Below are 19,113 nucleotides of genomic sequence, written 5' to 3'. Positions count from 1 at the left end.
ACACACGGCGATTCCTTTGGAGATTTTATGACAACAGTTTTACCACGCGTTGGTTTATCTGCGCTAAGCGCTGCAATTTTAACAGCAGTGAGCTTACCTTCCTTTGCAGCTGAAGAAACTCAGGCTAAAAACACAACCTTTGAAAAAATTGAGGTAACAGCACGTAAGCGTACTGAAAGTCTGTTTGAAACACCAACAGCGATCACATCGATCGGCTCGGATGCCATTGAAAAAGGCAATATGAGCAATCTAGATGATATTGGTAAATTTGTTCCTAACTTAAATATTACCCGTTACGGTGTGGGTAACGCTGCTCATGCATCAGTATTTATCCGCGGTATAGGTCTTCAAGATCATGTAATTACGACAGATCCAGGTGTGGGTGTATATGTTGACGGTGTTTACTTGGGCCGTCAAATGGGGTCGAACTTATCTTTACCTAATATTGAACGTGTTGAAGTATTACGTGGACCTCAAGGTACTTTGTATGGTCGTAATACGCTGGGCGGCGCGGTTAATATCATTACGAAAAAGCCCGGTAGTGAAGACATTGTGCGCGTTGAGTCAAAAGTGGGCTCTCGTGGCAGACTTGGTGGTGATATTTATACCAACCAAACGATTAATGATGAGTGGAGCTTTGCAGCTAATGCATCTTACAAAGAGCGTGATGGCGTTGGCCATGCCGTTAATCTAGCGAATCCAGAAAAAGAAATCGGTGAAGAGCAAGAAGTGAGTGGCCGTTTAGCGGTTAAGTGGCAGCCAAGCAGTGACTTTAGTCTGAATGTTGCGCTTGATGCGGTAGACAATGAGTCTGGCCAATCACCTTATACGATTGAAGTAACAGGTGGCCTTGATCCTAATGACCCGAATAATGGTGATTTTCCTTTGCTAAAGGAAAGCATGTTACCTGAAAATCCAGATGACTTAGGTTCAACGGTAGCAGGTATTGAAAGCACAGATTACTCAGGTTGGGGCGCTTCAGTTATTGCTGATTGGCAAGTCGATGACGAATATGCGGTTAAATTTATCACCAGCAAGCGCAGCTCAGATTACACAGGTGGGCTTGACGATGACGGCACTCCACTGCATTTATCTGAATTCCCAGAAGAAGGCGGTGCTGATCAGTTCTCAGTTGAGTTTCAGTTAAATGGCACATTCGACTCTTGGGACTTTGTATCGGGTTTGTACTACTTTAACGAAGATGGCTTCACAGCATCGGCACCTTATGTATATAGCCCGTTCAATACACCTTCAGCACCAGGTGCTTTCCGTATCGAGCAAGAAACGGATTCTTATGCCGCTTATTTTAATGCAAGCTTTGATATTACTGAGCGATTAAGCTTAGGTGGTGGTTTAAGATATTCAGAGGATTCTAAAGAGGCAAAGGCTGACTTTACGTACTTTGCAAAAAATGCAGAAGCAGAATTTGATGAAGTAACTTGGGACGTGAATGCGGCGTATCAATTAAATCGTGATATGAATGTCTACGCACAAATTCAAAAAGGTTACCAAAGCGGTGGCTTCCCGCCGCGTCCATTTGGTGGTGCTGAAGCCTTTGTGTCATTTGATGAGACTAAGGCACTTAACTACGAGGTTGGTTTTAAAGGCCAAGTGCACGACCGTGTGTCTATGATGGTTGCTCTGTTTGTTACTGATTACACAGACTTGGCATTGCCATTTAATGATCCGTCAAATGGGTTCAATACCTATATTGAAAATGCCGGGGAGTCACGCGCGCAAGGTATTGAGCTAGAGACAACTGTTGCAGTAACAGATGATTTCAGTATCCGCAGCTCAGTTGGTTATCTTGACTCAGAAATTACGCATGTTGATGATGGTGTTCAAGGTATCACAGTGGGTAACGCACCTGCATTGACACCGCGTTGGACTGTTATGGTTGCACCGTCTTATTTTATGGACTTAGATTCAGGTGCAACCGTGGCTGTTAACGCTAGTTACTCTTATCGCTCAGACATGCAAGGTCAATCAGTGAATAATCCAAATGAATTCATTGAGTCTCGCGAGCTGTTTGGTTTTAATATCTCATATACCAATAGCGAAGGCGATACAGAAGTTACCTTATACGGTGAAAACGTATTCAACGAAGTATATGATGTTGGTCGTTTACAACAAGCTGGTTTTGTTGGCGTCATGCGCAGCAATGACCGCAGTGAGTTTGGCCTTAAATTTAGAAAAGACTTTTGGCTAGATTAAGCAACTCATAAAAGGCCAGCTTCTGCTGGCCTTTTGCTGTTTGGGCAAAAGTGCCGTGTTACTCTTTATTTGTTCAATGGCATTGAATAATCAATGACAGTCCTCTTAGATTCCCCTAAACTCTGACTTATATTCAGTTTCTTCAGTAGATTTAATGCAGTTTACAGTTCATACATTATCGCGACTCATGGATGGGATCAGTGCCATGTCAATTTCGACTAAAGGCATCGTGATTGAGACTAAATCGGTAAAAAAACTGTACACTTGGCAAATTCAATCTCAGCCTCCAGTTATTTTAAACGGTAAAATTACACCTAAAATTCAGGTTTTTACGCCAGAGTCTAGTTTTAAAGTACGGATCCAAGGATGTGATTTAGAGGCAGCACAATTTGAATTGCAAAAACTCTGGTTAAGCTCTCACGTTAATAAGTTGACGCAAAGTATCGCTAAACTTGAGTCGTTATTGGAAAAACGTTATCTGTCTCACAGCTTATTGCTTACAGCGCAAAAAATGACCTCAGAGTTGGCGGGTTATTGGTTGAATTGGTCGCTAGACAAACGTTTTGAAAGGCATCTCGCTCAAACTCGCTTCACTTTAGAAGAAGTACACACATGGCAGCAGCAAGATATCGATGAGTTTAGAGAAGCCTATATTAAAAAGCAGCTGCATGATTATGAAGCCTACTTTGATTCAGTTGCTTCCAAGCCATTGACCATAGCACAGCGCAGAGCGTGTGTGGTTGTTGATGAGAGGCAATTGTTGCTCGCGGGCGCTGGCACGGGAAAAACCAGTGTGATGATCGCAAAAGTGGGTTATTTACTGAACGCAAAACTGGCAAACAGCGAGCAAATTTTAATGCTTGCTTATGGCAAAGAGGCTGCAGATGAAATGCAACATAGGCTTAAAAATGCTAATTTTGATGCCACTTGCCGCACTTTTCACAGTCTAGGGACGTATATTTTAGGTCAAGTGGAAGGGAAGCCGCCGACTCTGTCTTCGTTGTGTCATCACGATAAAAAGAAGCAGCAATTTATCCACGATGCATTGGTGTCTCTTTGCCAAGACGGCGCTTACAAGCAACGATTACTGCAATTATTGATGGTGCATTTTGGATATAACCCACAGGAGAGAGAACTGGATTTTTCTGCAAGTGCTGTGGCGCGATTGGTTAAGCAGTTTAGTGATCTTATAAGTTTGTATAAACAGGCTTCTAGCCTTGGCAGTTTACAAAATTTAGAAACAGAATTTGAAGATCTGCTCAGTGTATTTCGCCCTGTTATCACGGAATATCAACTGTATCTTAATAATGAACAGACGATTGATTATGATGACATGATTAATCGTGCAACCAAATATGTCAAAGAGGGACGTTTCAAGAGTCCTTGGTTGCATATATTGGTCGATGAATTTCAGGATATATCTTTAGTCAGGGCTGAATTGGTCAAGGAATTGTTAGCACAGCATACACGCAGCTATTTATTTGCCGTGGGAGACGATTGGCAGTCGATTTATCGTTTCAATGGTGCAGATCTTGGGCTTACGACAAATTTTACGCATCATTTTGGTGCCTCTACAGTCATGCAACTGGATAAAACGTTCCGGTATGGTCAAGATTTGCTCGATTTGGCCAGTCATTTTGTGTGCCAAAATCCGCAGCAAATTGTCAAACAAGTCCGCGCGCAGAGCGTGCCCGATGCGCCTTCTATTGTGATCACGCCAGAAATGTCGGTGAATGCTTACACCTCTGTGATCAAGCAAATAGCAACGCGCAATTCAGGGCATACATCAGTGATGATCCTTGCGCGTTACCATAAGCAGCTTCCTTCTAAAGAAGAGTTAATGCTGTTAAATGATCAGTATATGCAACTGGATATTACTGCCATGACATTTCATGCGGCAAAGGGCAAAGAAGCTGACTTTACAATTCTAACAGGATTAGATAAAAACTCTGTGCCAGCATTGCGCCAAAACGACCGAATTATTGATGCATTTCTTCCCCCCCTTGAGGCCTACCCAAATGCTGAAGAGCGTCGCTTGTTTTATGTGGCTTTAACCCGTGCAAAACGCCAAGCTTATATCATGTCCCCTAGTGAACCGAGCACTTTTATTAAAGAGTTGGAACCCTAATCTTATCTCTTCATTTAAAATATAAAATGGCTAAATTTATAGGGTCTAGGTTAGCCTATATCAAGTTTAACTTCAGAAGTCAGGCCCTTTACTTCTGAGCTTACTGAGGTAAAACACGCTTCAAATAATCTCTCGGTCGAGACAAGTTATTTCACTGAATTCAATTTAAATACTTGTGTGATTAAAATTAAAGCGAAATGCAATCATTAAGCTGTAACAGACAGCTTTAGCATAGTTGAACAATGCGATATCAAGCTAATTTCAATATTATTCTAACAAACGCAAGCTAGTTGGTTGTTTTTTGAACTCGCAGACGGTAAAAGTGAACTAGATAATACATTTAATTACATAACAATGAAGACAGTCGCAGCTTTATTAGAGGCAAAAATTTCTATCAAATATGTGTTAGCTCTATTATTAGGTTTATACCTTGCCGACTTTTCGATTAAAAGCGACAGGGTTAGCCCCGTACCTCCAAATGAGCTTCCTTATGGTCATGTTCTCAATAACTCTATCGACGAGCATATTTTAGACACTGATAAAAAAGCCTCGGAAGAGTTTACAGCCGTTGTGGACACCGTAGATGTTTTCACGCCAACCAATTTAATAGATGTAGAAAATCAACATCCTTATCAGCAGATGACCCTAAGTTCGGATGCGCCAGAGCAGGTGACAATAACGCAGTTGGAGGCAGAACTAGCAATAAAGGACTTTGAGCTATATATGCAAGCCTTACAAAATCAAAATGGCAAGCTAGCCAGTGCAGCTGAGCGTTTTTCTGATGAGCCGGTAGACCATCAATGGGCTCAATTACAAGAGCAAGAATATGGTGAGTTGTTCAATGAGGATACGTTAAGTATTTACCCATTTGAGAATACCGAATGTCGCAGTAATCAGTGTGCAACAAAAGTATTTTTGCAAAGCGATGATGAGATACATGCATTATCTGAAGATTTAAATTCAGTCTTGGATATGCAGTCTCAAGGGCGCGGCGCGTTGCCTGTGATGATTGAACGAGACCCCGATTCAGATCATTTTACTGTTTATATAGCAAGAACTATGAAGGGATTTAACTTGTCTAGTTCGAAATAACGACATTAGAAAATGATAGGTAAGAGCCAATGAGCTGGTATTTATATTCAAGTAAATTTATCAGCTATAGATATAACCATATTACTTATAACCAACATTCATCTTAAGGAGAAAACATGTATAAGGTATTAAAAAGCACTGTATTGGCAGGATTATTAGTCGCTTCAGGTCAAGCGCTGGCTTGGACTTCCAATGACCCAAGCTTTACTGATAATTGTAGTTGGCAGGTAACTAGAACGCACAGCGCGCCAGGGTTTTATGGTGTTGAATATAAAGCCATCGGCTCATGTAAATATCGAAATAAATTTATGAACTACAGGCATCAAATGATTCATTACTGGTAATTGATAAAACCGCGATAATCGCGGTTTTTTGATTTTGCACTGCGCACTTATTCAGTATACAGCTAAAGTGCGCTTTTATTCAGGAAAGATTTCACAGGGTCTGCCTGGACCTCTTTGGGTCCAGCAAACACCATTTGAATTACAGATGTCAGTTGGTTGGATAGTACCTCCACCTATTTGAGGTGTTGCAGCATTTGGCAGTGTATTAATGTCTGAGCTGAGTTTTTTAATACGTTTTTTATTTAATTTTAAGTTCATACTAGCTTCCTTCTATTCATTTAAATTATTTTAGGGTTTATCGCGGGATATAATGCGAACTCCCATTGGTAAATACTTACCCCAATATTTTGATAGCATATTTGTTACAACGAAATCAAGTATGATTTTTAGACAAAACACGCGCGGGAAGGTTTGGAACAGTAGACGGGAGTAATAGGGGTTGTCGCCAGCAGGTGATACTGGCGACAAAAACACATTAAAAATTAAATGATGCTTTTGCGTATACAAATCGACCATCTGTGTTGTACGCAGAAAACGCTGAATATGGGAAGATTTGGTTGAAGTTACTAAAACCAATGTTGCCAACAGTATCTTGCGGGTATTGGTCAAATAAGTTATTCGCGCCAATAGCAACACGCCATTGCTGGGTCATTTGATAAGCGACTTCTAAATCAGTTATCCATTTTGCATCTAGCACTTCATCTTTTTCTATCGTGCTTGATGAATCTGTGGTTTCACCATAACGTGTTGCTTTTAATATAGCTGTCCAATCTTGGTATTGCCACGTGGCTACGAGATTGAGCTTATCTTTTGGCGTACCATCTTCGAAGCGTGCAATTTCTCTGCGAGCGAAATACTGGTACTCATCGCCCAGTGCAGCAAGCTCAGCAGGGTTGTCTTTGACATGCGTCACTTCTGTATCATTAAGATTCAAAGCCGCACTTAAGCTCAGCTCACCTAAAGCGCTTAAGTCAAAGCTATAAGTTGCTACAATATCAACACCTTGTGTGCGAGAGTCAATGGCATTGGTGAAGTATCTTACACGCTGCACATTATGCTCACCCGCACTTTTCAAAATGTCCTCAACAGCATCACCACTTAAGTTCTCTGATAATACGATGCGGTCGTCAATATCAATTCGATATGCATCGACAGTAAAGCTGAAAGCATCATGAGTATAAATAAAACCAGCAGTTATATTGATTGACTCTTCTGCATCGAGTGTTTTTGCACCCAGTGCTTGTGCCGCTGGTGTGTCTACTGGAAATAGGCCCACTTCATTAGGTATGCCATTTTCGAACACAGTACTGACTGACTTATATGTTGATTGCGCAAGTGATGGGGCTCTAAACCCTGTGCTAATCGCACCTCTAAATGATAAGGCGTCATTAAACTCATAACGCGTGGCAAGTTTACCAGTCAATGTAGAGCCAAAATCGCTATAATCTTCAAAGCGTGCTGCAACAACAAGGTTCCATTTAGCCGTTAAATAGGTATCCAGCTCTGTGAATAAAGCAATGTTGTGACGAGATTCATCGACCGCACTGGCTGGTGAAAAGCCCGCCATAACTTGTGCGCCACCTGCGGCAACAGGGATACCTTGCGCATCTAAAACAGTGAGGTAAGAGGCCTCTTCACCGGCTTTAATTTGATATGATTCATTACGATATTCAGCACCGACAGTGATAAATACTTCCTCATATAAACCTAAATCAATACTGTTTTTAGCATCAAAGTTCAGCGTCAATTGATCATAGACTAAGTCACCATTGTCAAAGTCTGTTGGGCTTTGCGCACCCATTGATGTATTTAAGCTATTGGTGACACCAAAGCTAAATTGGTTACGGCCGTAGTTAATACTGCTATCCAAGTCCCAACCTGCGGTATGGGATGTGATACCCGCTGCAACTGCAAAGTCGTCTACTTGCGTGGTGATCTGTGGTAAAAATCCATTAGGGTATATTTCAACGACGTTTCTGCCATCTTGTGGGCGACGGAAGAAGCCACCAGAATTACCTTCACGCTCCGAGTAGCTACCAAAAGAGTATAGGGATAATGTATCGCTTAGGTCATATCCTGCGTTGTAAAAGAAAGCGACATCTTCTATATCCGCCTTACCAAACCTGTGGTTATATCGCTCGGCATCAAATTCTCTTGGGTCAAAGCTACCCGCATCGTCTTTGGCATATTGTGCTCGTGGGTCAAATCCAGAGCGATTAGAAGGCGCTTTGTTACGCATCTCAGCACTTAAATGGACAAATCCATTCTCACCAAGAGGTAGGCCGATATTGCCACTTAAGGTGCCTGTATTACCGTCGCTGATGCGGCGATCTTCACCAAGATCAAATGCTAGGTCGCCATCATCACCTTGATATACGCGCTCTAACTGTTTTGCCCCAGCCATTTGAGTGTCATATTTACCATAGGTAAAGTTGAGTGAACCGCCTTCGTCAGCATCTTTTAAGACTATATTAATGACACCAGCAATGGCATCTGAGCCATATTGTGCTGCTGCGCCATCTCTCAGTACTTCAATTCTTTTAATCGCCGCAGTTGGGATCATATTTAAATCGACAGCAGAGGAGCCACGGCCGACGGTACCATTTAGATTCAAAAGGGCACTTGAGTGACGACGTTTACCATTAACCAGTACGAGGGTATGATCTGGTGCTAACCCTCTTAAAACAGCTGGGCGGGCATGATCTGTACCATCAGCTAGTTGTGAATTAGGGAAGTTAAAACTAGGAATTAGGGTGGTCAATACTTGGCTTAACTCAAGCTGACCAGAGCTGTTAATTTCATCTAAGCTGATGATATCTACAGGTACCGTGCTTTCAGCTATGCTGCGTAAGCTTCGTCTGGTACCCGTGACTTCGATGACTTCTGGCTTTAGCTCAGGAGACTGGCTTGATGATGCGTGTGCCTTAAATGTGAAAGCAGGTGCAGAAGCTAATATCAGGCTGACTGACGCTGCCAAGAAGCTTGGTTTTAACATTGTATATCCTAGCGAGTTGATTTCGGTATTCTTAGAAGCTCAATGAATGAGACTAATTTTTTATAGAGGAGGGGATACTAAAGAGTAATTTATGCGTCGTTAAATTCATTTTTGTTATACTTTATAACTTCTAACTTTTGGCTATTTAATTAGAAAGATAGTGCTACCACTTGGTTTCAAATAATTAATAAAATTAAATGATTTTGTGTGTTGCTTGGTTAATTTTAACATTTGTAATGTTGTTGATATTTGGAATACCGTATTATTTTCTCTACAGAGATGCTTTGTATATTTTTCTAAAGTCTTCTTTATATCGCCTTGATAAATTAATTTCATCCCCTGAAATTAAGGTGATCACGCCATCGCCACTAGATGTATAGCGCACTGACTTTATGGCTTGGTCATTGATAGCAAAACTGCGATGAACACGCGTCACATGACTATGTTCTAATTCAGCGCATAGGCGGTTTAGTGTGTGTCTCAATGGGTAAACTCGGCCTCGGCTATGTAAATTAACGTAGTTACCACATGCTTCATACCACTGAATATCGGCTACTTTGACTTGGTATTCGCTACCTTGTTTTTTAACGACAAATTGCGTGATTGGCGCGGTGACTTCTCGCTGTTCAAGCGCGTTGAGTTGCGTGCTAATTATCCACTTTGCACAGTGGTAGCAGACAAAAATACTGATGTAAGTAAGTACATCCTTACGGTACTCGTAAATAAATTCATTGAAGTAATTTCCAAAGTCATAGTCTCTTCCAAGCAATATGTATACGCCATGTCGGCATAAGACCATAAGCAGCACATGACACAGCGAAAATAAAAAAGAGATACTGATGTGAGCAATGAGCTGCTTCAACAGCCCATTTGCACGAGGCGGAAGTCGCTTAAAAAAAATAAATAATGCTGGCAGTAACAAGAATAATGATAGGGCGCTCGAATAGTGCCATACAAAGGGTTCCCAGAGCTGGATTGTTGCTGTTCCACTCCTATTGTGCTCTGTCCAATTTGAAAACGCATTGATGGTGTTATTCATCAAAACGTAGAGCACAATGGCAGCGTAGCCACACCAAGTTGTATGTTGCTTTATGATTTTTGTTATCCACATCTCAACTTATCCCTAATTTCCACCGCTCATCACTATATCTATGCATTTCAATAAGCTAGGTGATTTACTTGGGTCGTTATTTAAACATATAAACAGCTTAATGTAATCGGAGGAAATATGATTGAGTCGAACTTTTCTCGGCAGTGGTATCTAGACTGGGTAAGAGTGTGGGCGTTTGCAATACTTATTTTATATCATGTCGGGATGTACTATGTAGAAGGGTGGGCGTTTCATATTAAAAGTGCGAACACTTCTGTGCTATTACAAGATTTGATGTTGTTAACTAACCCTTGGCGTATGTCTTTACTGTTTTTTATTTCGGGCATTGTCTTTGCTTACTGCGAACGGAAGATGTCGACATGGACTTTGTTTAAGGCGAAATTTATCCGCTTGTTTATACCGCTGATATTTTCCATGTATATCGTGGTTGCGCCGCAATTGTATCTAGAAGCGTCTGGCAAGGGGCTGATAGATATGACATTCATTGAATTTTGGTTCTCTTATATCAACCCTAATACGGTGCTGTTACCTGAATATCAATCTATCATCGGGTTATTAACTTGGAATCACCTTTGGTTTTTAGCTTATTTGTGGACATATTGCGTCTGTTTGTTGCTGATCTTTAAACTGCTTCCCGTTCACCATTTCTTTCATTCATGTCTGACGCGATTATCGCCAGCATTTGCATTTGTGCTTGTGGTCAGCTTTATTTTTTGTGTCTGGTTCTGTTTGCGAGCTAAGTACCCTTCTACACATGCATTGATTGATGACTGGTATAATCATGGCAAGTATTTTTTCGTCTTCTTTTCTGGATATTGCTTTGCGTTATTGCCACGGTTTAAAGCGAGCGTGATTGCGCATCGTCACATCTTATTGATACTCGCCTTATTGGGGTATAGCTTTATTATTATGGATAAACACGGGGTTTTATATGGACTCGCGCAGCTCTTCGATACGAGCATATGGGTAAAAAGCTTGTATGGGGTGATACTCAGTATCAATCACTGGGCATGGATATTGATGTTGATTGGCTATGGTGCAAGGTATTTGGATAAGCCTAGTAATAAGCTGGCGTATGCAACTGGGGCTATTTTGCCTTGGTATATACTACATCAAACGCTGATTATGATTGCTGCTGCTTGGCTTAAGCCCTATGGTATATCAATCATTGGGGAAGGAATATTGATTGTTTTATTCACTGTGATGGGGTGCTATGTGGGATATGAAATAATAAAGCGCTCCGGTCCAGTTAAAATACTTTTTGGTTTGCCGAGCCTATCCAATTAGATTTACATATCGCCAGCGACATTGCTGGCGATATGTAAATTCACAGGCTTTTGATTTTTTTATCTACTTGGTAGCCCTCGTCCGTTACGATCCTCTCAAGGACTGCAACACGGTCTTTTAAATGTGCGAGCTCAGTTTTGAGCTGATCGCTTTCTTGTTTATTAATCCCGCTTTGTTTTTTAGCTTGTAAGTACTTGCCATATAGATCGCTTATCACGCCAAAGCCGACACTGACAAGTACGATTAAAAACACCATAGTTGTACCAGACATAAGCCCAATCTCCTTAACTTGAATTGTCTTAATCATAGCCGATATTTGTGTTGAGTATAGTGACAAGTGTCAGATTAAATGTAAGAGAAAGTGAAAGATTGAATTAAGGGGAATGGGTGAGCTTTGCTATACCCCGCGTATTTAGGGTATAGCAAAGTCAGTATGCTTTACTCGTAAGAGAGTGGATCTGTGGCGTTATTGAGTTCAAATGCTTCTAAGCGTTCTTGGCATGCGCCACATTTACCACACGCCTTTTCACGACCATTATAACAGGTCCATGTATGGCTGTAGTCTAATCCCATGTTTAAGCCATCGGTTAAGATATCGATTTTAGTATTGTTTAAATATGGGCAGACGATTTCTACTTCATCGTAGTTAGCAATACGGCATACATCATCCATCTTTTTGACAAATTCAGGTCTACAATCTGGATAGATAGCGTGATCACCAGAGTGAGCACCATAAAAAACTTTATTGGCCTTTAAAGACACCGCATAGCCCACAGCCAGAGACAGTAAGATCATATTACGATTTGGCACTATTGTGCTCTTCATACTTTCTTCTTCGTAGTGGCCCTCAGGCACTTCGATGTCATCGGTTAGCGATGATCCTGCAAGAAGCTGGTTGATTGCAGATATATCAACAATTTTATGTGCTACGTTTAAACTGTCACAGACATTTTTAGCGACTTCTAACTCTTTGACATGTCGTTGTCCGTAATTGAAAGACAGCGCATAGACTTCATGACCCTCTTGGAGGGCTTTGTTTAGCACGGTGTAAGAATCCATGCCACCAGAATAGATAACAACGACTTTTTCGCTCATAAGAGATACCTCGGATAAATGCCTCAGGTTTTGCCTCGATTTTAATAGAGGTTTGCTTCAGGGCGCGATATACTACACGGCCGCTGAAAAAATGACAATTTTAGCAGGTTATTTTCGCAAAATATATTGAGTAGTTTGGAGCTGTTTTGTACAAGATTAATGAAGTTTTTGAAACCATCCAAGGTGAAGCAAGCTTTACGGGCACCCCTTCTATTTTTGTTCGCTTACAAGGTTGTCCTGTAGGATGTGCTTGGTGTGACACAAAGCAAACCTGGGATGTGAATCCAACGTATCTGGTGAGCTTGGAGAAAACGGTTGAGAAAAAAGCAGACTCAGAGTGGTGGGCGAATGCCACACCACAGGAGATAATTACTCAATTTGAAGCGCGTGGCTATACTGCAAAGCATATCGTGATCACCGGCGGAGAGCCTTGCATGTACGACTTGCATGAACTGTGTAATTCACTGCATGACGCAGGATACACCACACAGGTTGAGACCAGTGGTACGTTTGAGGTTTTGGTACCGAAAGAAACTTGGGTAACCGTGTCGCCAAAGATTAATATGCGTGGCGGATATGACGTACTGACTTCCGCGATGCAAAGAGCAGATGAGATAAAGCACCCAGTCGCGATGCAAAAGCACATTGATGAGCTAGAAACTTTGTTTGAGCAAACAGGGGTAAGGCCTAAACTGATTTACTTGCAGCCGATAAGTCAAAAGGCCAAAGCAACTAAATTGGCCATAGACACGTGTGTTAAGAAAAACTGGCGCTTATCAATTCAAGTGCACAAGTATATCGGGATCAACTAACGACCATACATCGGACAAAGCTGGTGCTCAGAGTGTATTTAAAAGCGGTGATATACCGCTTTTTTGCTTAATAGCATTCAGAGCTTCCCATCTCGATTATTCGTTCCGTTTCTCCGCTGTTATTAAAAATATATAAGCCTTTATTAATATCGTTGAGCACTTTGCGCCAATCGTCTTTCTTTTTGCTCAGGGCAAAGAATAGGTTGTTATAGCGCAGTGCAGGCTCAACATCTTCAAGTGCACGTAGCAGGGTGACCTTTTCTGATTTAGAAAGGTTTGAGTAACTTACAGTAAAGCGCAACACTTTTGGGTCCCCAATGATCAGATCAACCCGCTTGCCTACCAATAGCTTAACCAGTTGCAAGTCATCCACGGCTTTGACTATCACAAATTCACCATTGTCCATCATAGCGTCAAACTCAGGTGTATTTTGATAACCTCGTACCACACCTATGGTAGTGCCTTTTAGATCATTGAGATTTCCTTTAAACTTGTCGCGCTCGCCACGGCGCTTAATAAAACCAATTTCTCCACCTGGGTATGCATTCGATAATGCCAGTAGCTCTCTTCTGGTCTTATTTGGAAAATTATCAGAGGGGGAAGCATCTTCGATGAAATATTCGGGGAACAAAATATCAGCTTGGCCAGACTCTACAGCCTTGACCGCTCTGGCCCATGGTAAAAACTCGACATAAACTGGGTAACCTTGATCAACCAGCAACGCGATAGTAAACTGAAACACCCAGCCTTTATTGCATAATTGATCGCCGATATAGGGCGGCCAGTCTAGGGTAACGAGATGAAGCTGCTCTTTGCTTGGGGTTTTACTAAATAAATAGCCATTTTTATATGACTCACCAGCAATCATTTGATATTGCCCAGATTTGAAAAAGCCGACTTGTAAATTTGCATTCACAAGTGCTGAAAACAGAATAGAAAAGCCAAAAATTAGGCTCATTACAAACTTCATGTGACTAAATCCTATTTAAATACTACTTTTTCTGTTCTACATATCAGTGCCGATTAGGCGATAAGTCGACAACTGCATAATATAAACAGATTTCATGACGCCATTGATATAAGTGTTTTAATTTTCACAGTAAAAACATAGACAACGATTAGCTGTGATGACAGGTGTATTGTTTATTTACTTAGTCTAGTCAGGATCTTGAGAAAGGTGAAAGAGAATGTAATCAGATTAAAAGGCCAGCGAGTTGCTGGCCTTGAGATTTATCAGTGACTTACTGAACAAGCTCTTGCTCGCTGAATTCGTCAGCAAACATTGGGCTAGATAAATAACGTTCAGTCGCACTTGGTAGAATGACGACGATGTTTTTGTCAGCATTTTCAGGTCTTTCTGCAATACGTTTTGCAGCAACCACAGCGGCACCAGAAGAAATACCTACTAGAATACCTTCGTCTTTCATTAATTGGTGTGCCATCGCGATTGCATCTTCATTAGATACTAGCTCTGCGCCATCAATTAACTCTAAATCTAGGTTACCTGGGATAAAGCCTGCACCGATACCTTGGATCTTGTGAGGACCTGGTTTTACTTCTTCGCCAGCAAGTGTTTGAGAAATTACTGGAGAGTCACTTGGCTCAACAGCGATTGATTTAACATCAAGACCTTTTTCAGTTTTTAGATAACGGCTCACACCTGAAATAGTACCACCAGTACCAACACCTGCTACGAAATAATCGATATTGCCTTCTAGTGCATCGAAGATTTCAGGACCTGTTGTTTCGAAGTGGATTTTCGGGTTAGCTGGGTTTTCAAACTGTTGTAAAAGTACGTACTTCTCAGGATCGCTTGCTAAAATTTCGTTCGCTTTTTCGATTGCGCCTTTCATGCCTTTAGCACCTTCAGTCAGTACTAAATTTGCGCCTAATGCTTTTAATAGCTTACGACGCTCAAGGCTCATCGTATTTGGCATAGTTAATGTAAGTTTGTAACCGCGAGATGCAGCAACAAAAGCCAGCGCAATACCTGTGTTGCCAGAAGTCGGCTCAATTAGTTCTTTACCTTCACCAAGTAAACCTTGTTTTTCAGCTTCCCAAATCATAGAAGCGCCGATACGGCACTTAACGCTGAAGCTTGGGTTGCGTGACTCAACTTTTGCGTACACGTTACCACCAGTAACACGGTTAAGTTTAACGATTGGTGTTTGGCCTATTGCTAGGCTGTTATCTGAAAATACTTTTGACATAATGTTCCCTTGAAATGAGCTTAGGACTATTCGTAATATTTAATATAGCCACACTTTACTGGTCATATAACAAAACAAGAAGTAAAGAATGGCTATAAGATATATTAAAAAAGCTTATAGCTATAATGAATAAAAAACAAACTCTTAATTACCATGAGGAATTAAGAGTTTGGCAATTTAACGTAGCCACGCATAGCTGAATTTGGCAAAGAAGGTTTTACTGTCTTTGGTGATATTACTCAGGTCATCATCTTTGTAGCTGCTATCAGAGTAGCCAACAAAGAGTACGGTTTCTGGATTGAGCTTGTAGGCATACAATAATTGCGTGCTTAGCTTTTTGTATTGGCTATCAACATCGTCGATATACTTTTGTTGATTGCGCTCTATATCTAGATTGATCAAGGCTAATCTCACATAACTATTGATGCCAAATTGATAAGTAAATCTTGCATCTGATAAATTCGCTGTGTAGACATCGTCGCCTTCATGCTCTAATCGCTCGTAAGTGTGGCGCAGCTTAACTTCAAAATGACGGCCTAAATTGAAATCGAGTGTAGGTTTGACAATATATCGCTGACCTAACCGATTATTCGCAATATCTAACTTATTGCCTGTGTTAAGTGTCAGGCCTGCAAATACACCCGCTTTGGGCTTCATTTCCAAATACATCCACTGAAAGTTTTCAGTAAACATATCGGTATTACCATCGATATTGAGCAGTGATTCGTCATGGCGCTGGCCAGTACGTTTCCTGTGGTCAAAACCAAATTGAATGGTACTTTGCAGTGGACCTTGCACTTTGAAATTAGACTGCACTTCTTTTTCTAACAGTTCGCCATCTACATTATGCGTGATATCCCAATCACTATACCAATTTGCTCGGTTCCACCAATTACCCTCGTCTCCATACCAGCGATATTCAAATCCAGTCACGAATTTATTAAAGTCGACTTGAGAAACAAAGCCTAAGTCAGCGCGCATTGCGCTGTCGTAGTTGCGGTAGGAGCCAAATGCTCGCCAGTGTTTACGATTGTGTTCATAGCTGGCGTAATAACCAGTACCTCTTTGCTCATCTTGGTTTTGGACACGCAAAATACTTTCGTCAATATCACATGACTCGATTGGGTCGCCATCACATAACTCATTTATAAAGTGTTGGTCATATTGCGTGTCAGTGCCGATGGCCTGCAGTTTAATTGTATCGTGTTTGGTAGGGCGGTATTTTGCGTCAATACTTATAAGGTGATTATGGTAGTCTTCACTTTGTCTTAATGTGCTGGTGGCACCGACAGAGAGTCCATCTCCCTTATCATAGCGATATCTAAAAGCAGCGTTTTCACTCTTTTGCTCAAGAGACACGATGCTTGAGCCAAGGTTGCCTGGGATTAACACATGTGTCGCATCATCATTAGCAATAAACCCAGCAAACGTATGTCCGCTTTGGCTACTAGTCGCCTTTACACCATAGTCTGGTGCAGATACGTTACGTGTATGGACTAAGTTGAGATGAGACGAGAAATAGTCACTGTTTTCTAAGAAAAACGCACGTTTTTCTGGGAAGAATAAACTAAAACTATTATTAACGCTCAGTTGCCCTGTATCTGCTTCGACCTGGGAAAAGTCTGGGTTGAGCGTTAAATTTAACGTGGTGTCGGGGGTGACTGCCCATTTTACATCTAAACCTGGGTCGTAACTTGTTTCACTTTCAAAGTCTGGGACACTTGCACCATCAATATCGCGAGTTTGAGCGTGTGTGACAGCGAGCGCAGGTGTAATAGTGAGGTTGCTACTTTGCTTGGCAGACGCAAACCCGCTTACCGTAGGCATTTGGCATATCCAACAGCTATTATTGTGATCTAGCTGCATATTGGAAATTCTCAGGCGCTCACTCCTCGGTAAAAAGCGTAAAAACTCCATCGCCATTTTTTTACTGCCCGGTGAATCATTGAAGTTGAGCACTCTAAGCGGGATCTTGACCTCTACGCGATAACCATCTTCTGTAATTTCCCCTTTACTTGACCAGATACCATGCCATGACGCGTTATCGTTTTTGGTTAGCTCATTTTCAATTGAGTCCATCTGCACGCCAAGTGGATTAATAAAAAACTGATAAGCATTTTGGCTAGTATTTAAAGAGTCTATTTTTATACCAACTAAATCGTCGTTCCAAATTTTATCTCTATCTCTGTAATGGGCTCTAATTTCTTCCGGCTTTGCATCTTTGGCAATAAAGGCGATATAGAGTGCTTCGCCATTTTCATATACATATGCTGTTGTTGATACTGGGCTTGGTGTGTTGTCATGAGGCCAAGTGACATTGTTTATTGTAATTTCTTTTGCTGATTGCCAAACAGATTCATCGATTTTGCCATCAATAGAAGCTGCTTGCGCAATAAACGGGATTTCAATGGCTTGTGGTGCTGCTGCAATATTAAATGACAACAGTAAAGCGCATGTTAGGGTGGTACTTCTGAACATGATAGGTGATTTTTTCGCAGAAACTTTAGGGTGTTAATTTAATAATAATAGTATAAAAGCAACAATTCATTCTCGTTGAACAGCGTTAATATCAGGTGAAATCAAGTGAACACACTGAACTTAAAGTATCGAATTTGTATACCTATGAGGTAAAAGCTGGTAAAAAGGGGTTTGGTTTAAATGTAGATCGGGCAAACTATGTCTCTAATAATAAAACTCATCGCCGGTATCCTAGGCGGTATCTTGGCAGGTTTGTACTTGCCTTTGGGTCTGACTGAGCTGCTATATACAGCAAAAGTAATAATAGGCCAGCTAATTAGCTTTACAATCCCTCTGATTATCCTATTTTTTATCGCTTCTGGTATTGCCGGTTTACCTAAAACATCTGGACATCTTTTAGGTAAGACGGTTGGATTTGCATATAGTTCTACGGTAATAGCCGGCACGCTTGCTGTGTTACTTGTATTATTTGCCACTGGTTTCTTTGAGGGTAGCATCGTCTATGAAGCGACTAAAGGCGCTGAGCTCAAAGGATATATTCAGCTAGAAATTCCACCACTTATGAGTGTAATGACTGCATTGGCAGCTGCGTTTATTTTTGGTATTGGCATTAGCCAGTTGAACTTAAATCAATTGAAAAGTGTGGTCGACCAAGGCCGTGATGTGATTGATGCTTTATTGGCTAAAGTGATTATTCCGGCACTACCGTTCTATATTGCGGGTGTATTTGCTGAAATGGCAGTTGCTGGCACGGTTGTTGATACACTCAGTACATTCGGTGTGGTATTAGTGGCAGCGGTCGGTATGCACTGGTTATGGCTTACAATATTATTCATTGTTACTGGGCTCATGCTAAAGCGAAGTCCGTTGGAATTGGTCAAAAATATGTTGCCAGCTTATTTCACAGCGATTGGTACTATGTCCAGTGCTGCAACGATCCCGGTTTCGTTGAGAGCAAGTAAGGCAAATGGTGTTTCGGAAGAAGTTGCAAACTTTTCCGTTCCTTTATGTGCTACAATTCATTTATCCGGTTCAACGATAACAATTGTGACATGTGCTATGGCAGTGATGTTTTTATCACCAACGATGGCTATTCCATCACTACTGGAAATGCTACCGTTCATATTTATGCTTGGGGTTGTTATGATTGCGGCACCTGGCGCACCAGGTGGAGCCGTCATGTCTGCACTGGGTTTGTTAACGTCGATGCTTGGTTTTGATGAAAGTGCGATAGCATTAATGATTGCACTTTATCTTGCGCAAGATAGTTTCGGTACCGCCTGTAACGTAACGGGTGATGGCGTGATTGCATTGTGGGTGAACCGATTCTCTGAAAAATCAGAGTAG

Annotated in this window: 15 protein-coding genes; 7 read left to right on the top strand and 8 right to left on the bottom strand. The window is 41.3% G+C overall.

All coding sequences use genetic code 11. The annotated features are described in order from the left end of the window. Positions 1 to 27 precede the first annotated feature (27 nt). The 4 genes from L1077_RS00335 (at position 28) to L1077_RS00320 (ending at position 5,778) form a co-directional block, all read left to right on the top strand. Positions 28 to 2,214, top strand: coding sequence for a TonB-dependent receptor (locus L1077_RS00335; protein WP_237135103.1), 2,187 nt, complete (start codon positions 28 to 30; stop codon positions 2,212 to 2,214). A gap of 154 nt (positions 2,215 to 2,368) precedes the next feature. Then, positions 2,369 to 4,342 carry a UvrD-helicase domain-containing protein gene (locus tag L1077_RS00330; protein WP_237135102.1) on the top strand — a complete coding sequence of 658 codons (1,974 nt, stop codon included), beginning with the start codon at positions 2,369 to 2,371 and terminating at the stop codon, positions 4,340 to 4,342. Between the two features lie 294 nt (positions 4,343 to 4,636). Next, positions 4,637 to 5,434 (top strand): hypothetical protein, encoded by a 798-nt coding sequence (locus L1077_RS00325; RefSeq protein ID WP_237135101.1) that lies wholly within the window; start codon positions 4,637 to 4,639, stop codon positions 5,432 to 5,434. A gap of 116 nt (positions 5,435 to 5,550) precedes the next feature. Continuing rightward, positions 5,551 to 5,778: a hypothetical protein gene (locus L1077_RS00320; RefSeq protein ID WP_237135100.1), complete on the top strand. Its 228-nt coding sequence runs from the start codon at positions 5,551 to 5,553 to the stop codon at positions 5,776 to 5,778. 75 nt (positions 5,779 to 5,853) lie between these two features. On the opposite strand, the gene L1077_RS00315 is transcribed toward L1077_RS00320, so the two are convergent. The 3 genes from L1077_RS00315 to L1077_RS00305 all read right to left on the bottom strand — a co-directional run bounded on the left by L1077_RS00315 (position 5,854) and on the right by L1077_RS00305 (position 9,884). After that, the gene (locus L1077_RS00315; protein ID WP_237135099.1) at positions 5,854 to 6,036 is read right to left on the bottom strand and encodes a hypothetical protein; all 183 of its coding nucleotides are present in this window, start codon (positions 6,034 to 6,036) and stop codon (positions 5,854 to 5,856) included. Between the two features lie 217 nt (positions 6,037 to 6,253). Continuing rightward, positions 6,254 to 8,773 carry a TonB-dependent receptor plug domain-containing protein gene (locus tag L1077_RS00310; RefSeq protein WP_237135098.1) on the bottom strand — a complete coding sequence of 840 codons (2,520 nt, stop codon included), beginning with the start codon at positions 8,771 to 8,773 and terminating at the stop codon, positions 6,254 to 6,256. Between the two features lie 271 nt (positions 8,774 to 9,044). Continuing rightward, positions 9,045 to 9,884: a LytTR family transcriptional regulator DNA-binding domain-containing protein gene (locus tag L1077_RS00305; RefSeq protein ID WP_237135097.1), complete on the bottom strand. Its 840-nt coding sequence runs from the start codon at positions 9,882 to 9,884 to the stop codon at positions 9,045 to 9,047. Between the two features lie 117 nt (positions 9,885 to 10,001). Between L1077_RS00305 and L1077_RS00300 the strand changes: the two genes are divergently transcribed. Further along, positions 10,002 to 11,171 (top strand): acyltransferase family protein, encoded by a 1,170-nt coding sequence (locus L1077_RS00300; RefSeq protein ID WP_237135096.1) that lies wholly within the window; start codon positions 10,002 to 10,004, stop codon positions 11,169 to 11,171. Between the two features lie 40 nt (positions 11,172 to 11,211). On the opposite strand, the gene L1077_RS00295 is transcribed toward L1077_RS00300, so the two are convergent. Both L1077_RS00295 and queC read right to left on the bottom strand, forming a co-directional pair. Beyond that, entirely contained in the window at positions 11,212 to 11,442 is a 231-nt protein-coding gene (locus tag L1077_RS00295; RefSeq protein WP_063360638.1) for a hypothetical protein, read from the bottom strand. Positions 11,443 to 11,609: 167 nt separating this feature from the next. Then, positions 11,610 to 12,266: a 7-cyano-7-deazaguanine synthase QueC gene (queC, locus tag L1077_RS00290; protein WP_237135095.1), complete on the bottom strand. Its 657-nt coding sequence runs from the start codon at positions 12,264 to 12,266 to the stop codon at positions 11,610 to 11,612. A 146-nt stretch (positions 12,267 to 12,412) separates the two neighbouring features. On the opposite strand from queC, the gene queE reads away from it, so the two are divergent. Next, the gene (gene queE, locus L1077_RS00285; protein WP_237135094.1) at positions 12,413 to 13,078 is read left to right on the top strand and encodes a 7-carboxy-7-deazaguanine synthase QueE; all 666 of its coding nucleotides are present in this window, start codon (positions 12,413 to 12,415) and stop codon (positions 13,076 to 13,078) included. 67 nt (positions 13,079 to 13,145) lie between these two features. On the opposite strand, the gene L1077_RS00280 is transcribed toward queE, so the two are convergent. The 3 genes from L1077_RS00280 to L1077_RS00270 form a co-directional block, all read right to left on the bottom strand. Then, entirely contained in the window at positions 13,146 to 14,036 is an 891-nt protein-coding gene (locus L1077_RS00280) for a substrate-binding periplasmic protein (protein ID WP_237135260.1), read from the bottom strand. A 283-nt stretch (positions 14,037 to 14,319) separates the two neighbouring features. After that, the gene (gene cysK / locus L1077_RS00275; RefSeq protein WP_237135093.1) at positions 14,320 to 15,288 is read right to left on the bottom strand and encodes a cysteine synthase A; all 969 of its coding nucleotides are present in this window, start codon (positions 15,286 to 15,288) and stop codon (positions 14,320 to 14,322) included. A 177-nt stretch (positions 15,289 to 15,465) separates the two neighbouring features. Then, the gene (locus L1077_RS00270) at positions 15,466 to 17,766 is read right to left on the bottom strand and encodes a carbohydrate binding family 9 domain-containing protein (RefSeq protein ID WP_237135092.1); all 2,301 of its coding nucleotides are present in this window, start codon (positions 17,764 to 17,766) and stop codon (positions 15,466 to 15,468) included. 198 nt (positions 17,767 to 17,964) lie between these two features. Between L1077_RS00270 and L1077_RS00265 the strand changes: the two genes are divergently transcribed. Then, on the top strand, positions 17,965 to 19,113 hold the full coding sequence (locus L1077_RS00265; protein ID WP_237135091.1) for a dicarboxylate/amino acid:cation symporter: 1,149 nt from the start codon (positions 17,965 to 17,967) through the stop codon (positions 19,111 to 19,113).

Source organism: Pseudoalteromonas luteoviolacea (genome assembly GCF_021654285.1).
Classification (GTDB): Bacteria; Pseudomonadota; Gammaproteobacteria; order Enterobacterales; family Alteromonadaceae; genus Pseudoalteromonas; species Pseudoalteromonas luteoviolacea_J.
Note: the sequence above shows the minus strand (reverse complement) of the source record. Positions and strands in the feature narration are given on the sequence as shown.